Source organism: Paenibacillus barengoltzii NBRC 101215 (assembly GCF_004000745.1).
Classification (GTDB): Bacteria; Bacillota; Bacilli; order Paenibacillales; family Paenibacillaceae; genus Fontibacillus; species Fontibacillus barengoltzii.
This window is the reverse complement of record NZ_BILV01000021.1, coordinates 1-3706: the sequence shown is the minus strand read 5'-3', so window position 1 is coordinate 3706 and position 3706 is coordinate 1. Positions and strand designations below refer to the sequence as shown.

The 3706-nt window shown below is 53.8% G+C and carries 5 protein-coding genes; 4 read left to right on the top strand and 1 reads right to left on the bottom strand.

The window, feature by feature from the left end; all coding sequences use genetic code 11:
• The coding region (locus PBA01S_RS08150; RefSeq protein ID WP_164744124.1) for a L,D-transpeptidase at positions 1 to 866 on the top strand (866 nt) is incomplete at its 5' end.
• 1 nt (position 867) lies between these two features.
• Here PBA01S_RS08150 and PBA01S_RS23100 read toward each other — a convergent pair.
• Positions 868 to 999: a hypothetical protein gene (locus tag PBA01S_RS23100; protein WP_016312727.1), complete on the bottom strand. Its 132-nt coding sequence runs from the start codon at positions 997 to 999 to the stop codon at positions 868 to 870.
• A 200-nt stretch (positions 1000 to 1199) separates the two neighbouring features.
• On the opposite strand from PBA01S_RS23100, the gene PBA01S_RS08145 reads away from it, so the two are divergent.
• The 3 genes from PBA01S_RS08145 to PBA01S_RS08135 are packed head-to-tail and all read left to right on the top strand — an operon-like array spanning position 1200 to position 3642.
• The gene (locus PBA01S_RS08145; RefSeq protein ID WP_127575756.1) at positions 1200 to 2294 is read left to right on the top strand and encodes a quinone-dependent dihydroorotate dehydrogenase; all 1095 of its coding nucleotides are present in this window, start codon (positions 1200 to 1202) and stop codon (positions 2292 to 2294) included.
• 51 nt (positions 2295 to 2345) lie between these two features.
• A complete protein-coding gene (gene yjbM, locus PBA01S_RS08140) occupies positions 2346 to 3161 on the top strand; it encodes a GTP diphosphokinase (protein ID WP_009222805.1) in 816 nt (271 codons plus the stop codon).
• Positions 3151 to 3642, top strand: a complete 492-nt coding sequence (locus PBA01S_RS08135; RefSeq protein WP_085278773.1) for a DUF309 domain-containing protein — start codon at positions 3151 to 3153, stop codon at positions 3640 to 3642. The genes yjbM and PBA01S_RS08135 overlap by 11 nt, the downstream gene beginning before the upstream one ends.
• Positions 3643 to 3706 lie beyond the last annotated feature (64 nt).

Below are 3706 nucleotides of genomic sequence, written 5' to 3'. Positions count from 1 at the left end.
CCGGCGACTGGCTGGTCTGGTCGGACGACCTGCCAGTCGCGTATGGCTTGGAGCAGAGTCCGGCCGAGGGGCGGACGGCGCTCCAAGCCTATGATGCGCGCGCGTGCGAATGCGCGCCGCCGGATTCAGCCGCGCTGCAACAGCGCGCGCGGCAGTGGATCCCGCAGCAGGAATCGCTGGGCGTGCTTGCCTCGGCGATGATCCACTACAAGCAGGCGAACGGGGCATGGCCTGCGAGCCTGCAAGACCTGGCCGGGCCGTATCCCGACAACTGGATTGCCGGAACCGATTCGACGATGGAGCAGGCGTTTCAGCCGTTGCTTGTACAGTTAAAACGCAAAGGCGTTGACGGCGCAACCGGAAATGCGGATGCGCCAGAAGTGCTCGCGAAGGGGATGGCACCGGGGCAGCAGCCTTTTTTTGCCGAACCTTATGAAATGATCGTCGATACGGACACGCACACTTTGGCAGTGGTCAGCGGGAACGTCTTGATTCGAAGTTATCCCGTTGGATTGGGCGGCTCGCAGACACCGGAGGGTACGTTTGTTATTTCTGAAAAAGTGATCAACCCGAACGGGAAGGATAACGGCGAATTTGGCAGCCGCGGCATGCAGCTATCCGATACGAACTACGCGATTCACGGAACAAATGAGCCGGATAGTATTGGAAAGGATGAGTCGTTAGGTTGCGTCCGGATGGGGAAGAAGGATGTGGAGGAGCTGTTTGATTTGGTTCCGAAGGGAACGAAGGTGAGGATTGGGAAGGGGATTTTGCCGAAGCTGAAGAACGTCCCGGCGGAGCGTTTCGCCCTGGGCGATAGACAGGATCAGACTAATCCCCACCGCACTTACCATTGGCTGAACTAGCTTAGGTTACAATTAAAAGGACGGTAGTCACGATGACCAGCGCGGCAACGATGGATATGGACCAGATGAGCGCTTTCTTGTTGACTTCGTCCTTTTTCTTCTGGAGTGTAGGCGGCATGCGCTTGGCAGACATGATCATTTCCCCTCTCTAACCTAGTTTTAAGCGATATTAGAGGTGCTTTCCCCCTTATTGTAATGGCTTTCACGGCAAAATTCCATCACCTTGTTGTTTCTTTCACGTGGCATATAGGTTAAACTTTTCTTTTCCAGCGGAAACAGCTAAACTGATATTAGCAAAAATGCAAAGCGTAAGATCGGAGTGAACTGTACAACGTGTTGTATCGCACATTGGGAAAACCGGTATTTTTTCGGATGGATCCGGAGAATGCCCATCATCTCGTTATCAACGGATTACATACTGCTGCTGCCGTTCCTGGAATGCTGCCGCTCTTGCGCGGAATGTACGGCGTGCCGGAAGCTCCGGAGCTCGCGACGGATTTATTTGGAATTCATTTTCCTTCCCCGGTGGGGTTAGCTGCCGGTCTTGATAAAAATGCCGACGCGGTGCCTGGTTTCTCCGCCATCGGATTCGGATTTATGGAAGTGGGTACGGTCACGCCGCTGGGACAGCCCGGCAATGATCGTCCAAGGTTGTTTCGCTTGCCTTCGGACGAAGCGTTGATTAACCGGATGGGCTTTAATAATCGCGGAACGGAGGCGATGGCACAGCGTCTAAAGGCGCTGAAACACCGCCCGATTCCGATTGCCGTCAACATTGGCAAAAATAAAATCACACCCAACGAAGAAGCGTATCGAGATTACGAGAAATGTATTTCGGATTTATATGAATACGCCGATTTCTTCGTTGTGAACATCAGTTCACCAAATACGCCGGACTTACGTAAATTGCAGCATGGCAATGAGTTAGCTTCGCTGCTAACTGCAGTAACGGATCGGATGGCGGCCGAAGCGAAGCGGCATGGCAAATCCAAAGCAGTGCTGGTTAAAATCGCGCCGGATGTAAGCTTGGATGAGCTGGAATATATGGTCGACACCATTCGCAATAGCGGCGTTTCCGGCATAATCGCCACTAATACGACGTTGTCGCGGGACGGCCTCACGCACCAGAACGCTCGGGAAACTGGAGGCTTAAGCGGAAAACCGCTGAACGCACGGTCCACAGAGATCATCTCGCGCGTGTATCGGCAAACGGAAGGTCGATTGCCGATAATCGGATCGGGCGGGATTTTCACAGCGGAAGATGCCTATGCCAAAATCCGGGCTGGCGCCAGCTTAGTCGAAATCTACACTGCGTTGATCTACGAAGGCCCGGAAATCAACCGCAAACTGCATCGCGGCTTGCGGGAGTTGCTGCGCCGGGACGGCTATCGCCATATCTCCGAGGCGGTTGGGGCGGATCTCCGATAAGCTAAGCCGGCATCGATTCAAGCCGGGGGACAGAAGACAGGAGGCATAAGGATGGACAGTAGAGATTGGGGAACATTTTTGCTTCCATATGAACAAGCGGTAGAAGAACTGAAGGTTAAATTCAAGACGATGCGCGCCGAGCTGAAGAAACGCGAAGAGTATGCGCCGATCGAATTCGTAACCGGACGGGTCAAGAAAATCTCCAGCATTTTGGACAAGGCGAAGCGGTTAAATGTGTCCATGGACAATCTGGAGACCGGAATCGAGGATATCGCAGGCATTCGCATTATGTGTCAGTTCGTTGAGGATATCCGCCGGGTGGCGGAATATATTCGTATGCGTAAGGACCTGAAGGTTCTTTACGAAAAGGACTACATTACAAACTACAAGGAAAGCGGCTATCGCAGCTTCCATATGATCGTGGAATATCCAGTGCAAACCGCGCTGGGTCAAAAGCAAGTGCTGGCCGAAATTCAGATTCGTACGCTGGCGATGAATTTTTGGGCGACGATTGAGCATTCTTTGAACTACAAGTATCGGGAAAGTCTGCCTGAAGAAATGCGGGGCCGGCTCAAAAAGGCTGCCGAAGCTGCATTCGTACTGGATAATGAAATGTCGAGCATTCGCCAGGAAATTTTGCAGGCGCAGAAGAGCTTTGAGGACGATTCTAACGTGGTTTCCTCCGTGCTTGCGTCGATTCATCAGCTTTATTTTTACCATCTGGTCAAAGAAGCCATCGAGAGCCAGGACCGGTTTAACCGGTTGTGGGAAGCGAAGGATTTTGATGGGCTGAAGCAGCTGCAGGTCGAACTGAAGGATCTGATCAAGCTGCACAAAAAAGTGGAGGAGCCCGGGGATGAGTTATGAGCCGCTGTTTGTGGCGTATCTCGTATATTTCAACCGCGACCGCGATTATTTCGAGTGCCATGAGGTGCTCGAAGAATTGTGGCTAGAGCAGGGGCATGATCCACTGTATAAGGGACTGCTGCAGGTTGCTGTCGGATTGTTCCACGCGCGGCGCGGCAATTTGTCCGGCGGACGGAAGATGCTGCAATCCGCTTTAGAGCGGTTGGCCCCCTATCCGGAACACACGCTTGGCATCGACCTGGGGAAGCTGCGCCGGGACACGGAAGCGTACGTCCGGCAGCTGACAGAAGGGAGTATTCAAGCTTTTACGTATTACGACCTCACGATCCAGGTGCTGGACCCGGAGTTGGTGCGCCTGGTGGCGGAGGCTTCTCATAACATCGCCCCGAACATTCCGCAGCGGCGCACGCCGCAGCGCGGGGAGAAGCATGCGGAGCGACAGCGGAAGCTGGAACAAAGGAGAGCGCGTGAACAAGGCTGAGAGCGGCCCGTCCCCCGGTGTTGGGGAGACGGGCGTTTTTACGGTATGGCGTGCCCAGCTAAGC

Excerpts from the sequence above, each read along its gene's own strand:
- PBA01S_RS23100 (WP_016312727.1), bottom strand. The coding sequence starts at position 999 with ATGTCTGCCAAGCGCATGCCGCCTACACTCCAGAAGAAAAAGGACGAA.
- PBA01S_RS08135 (WP_085278773.1), top strand. The coding sequence starts at position 3,151 with ATGAGTTATGAGCCGCTGTTTGTGGCGTATCTCGTATATTTCAACCGC.
- yjbM (WP_009222805.1), top strand. The coding sequence starts at position 2,346 with ATGGACAGTAGAGATTGGGGAACATTTTTGCTTCCATATGAACAAGCG.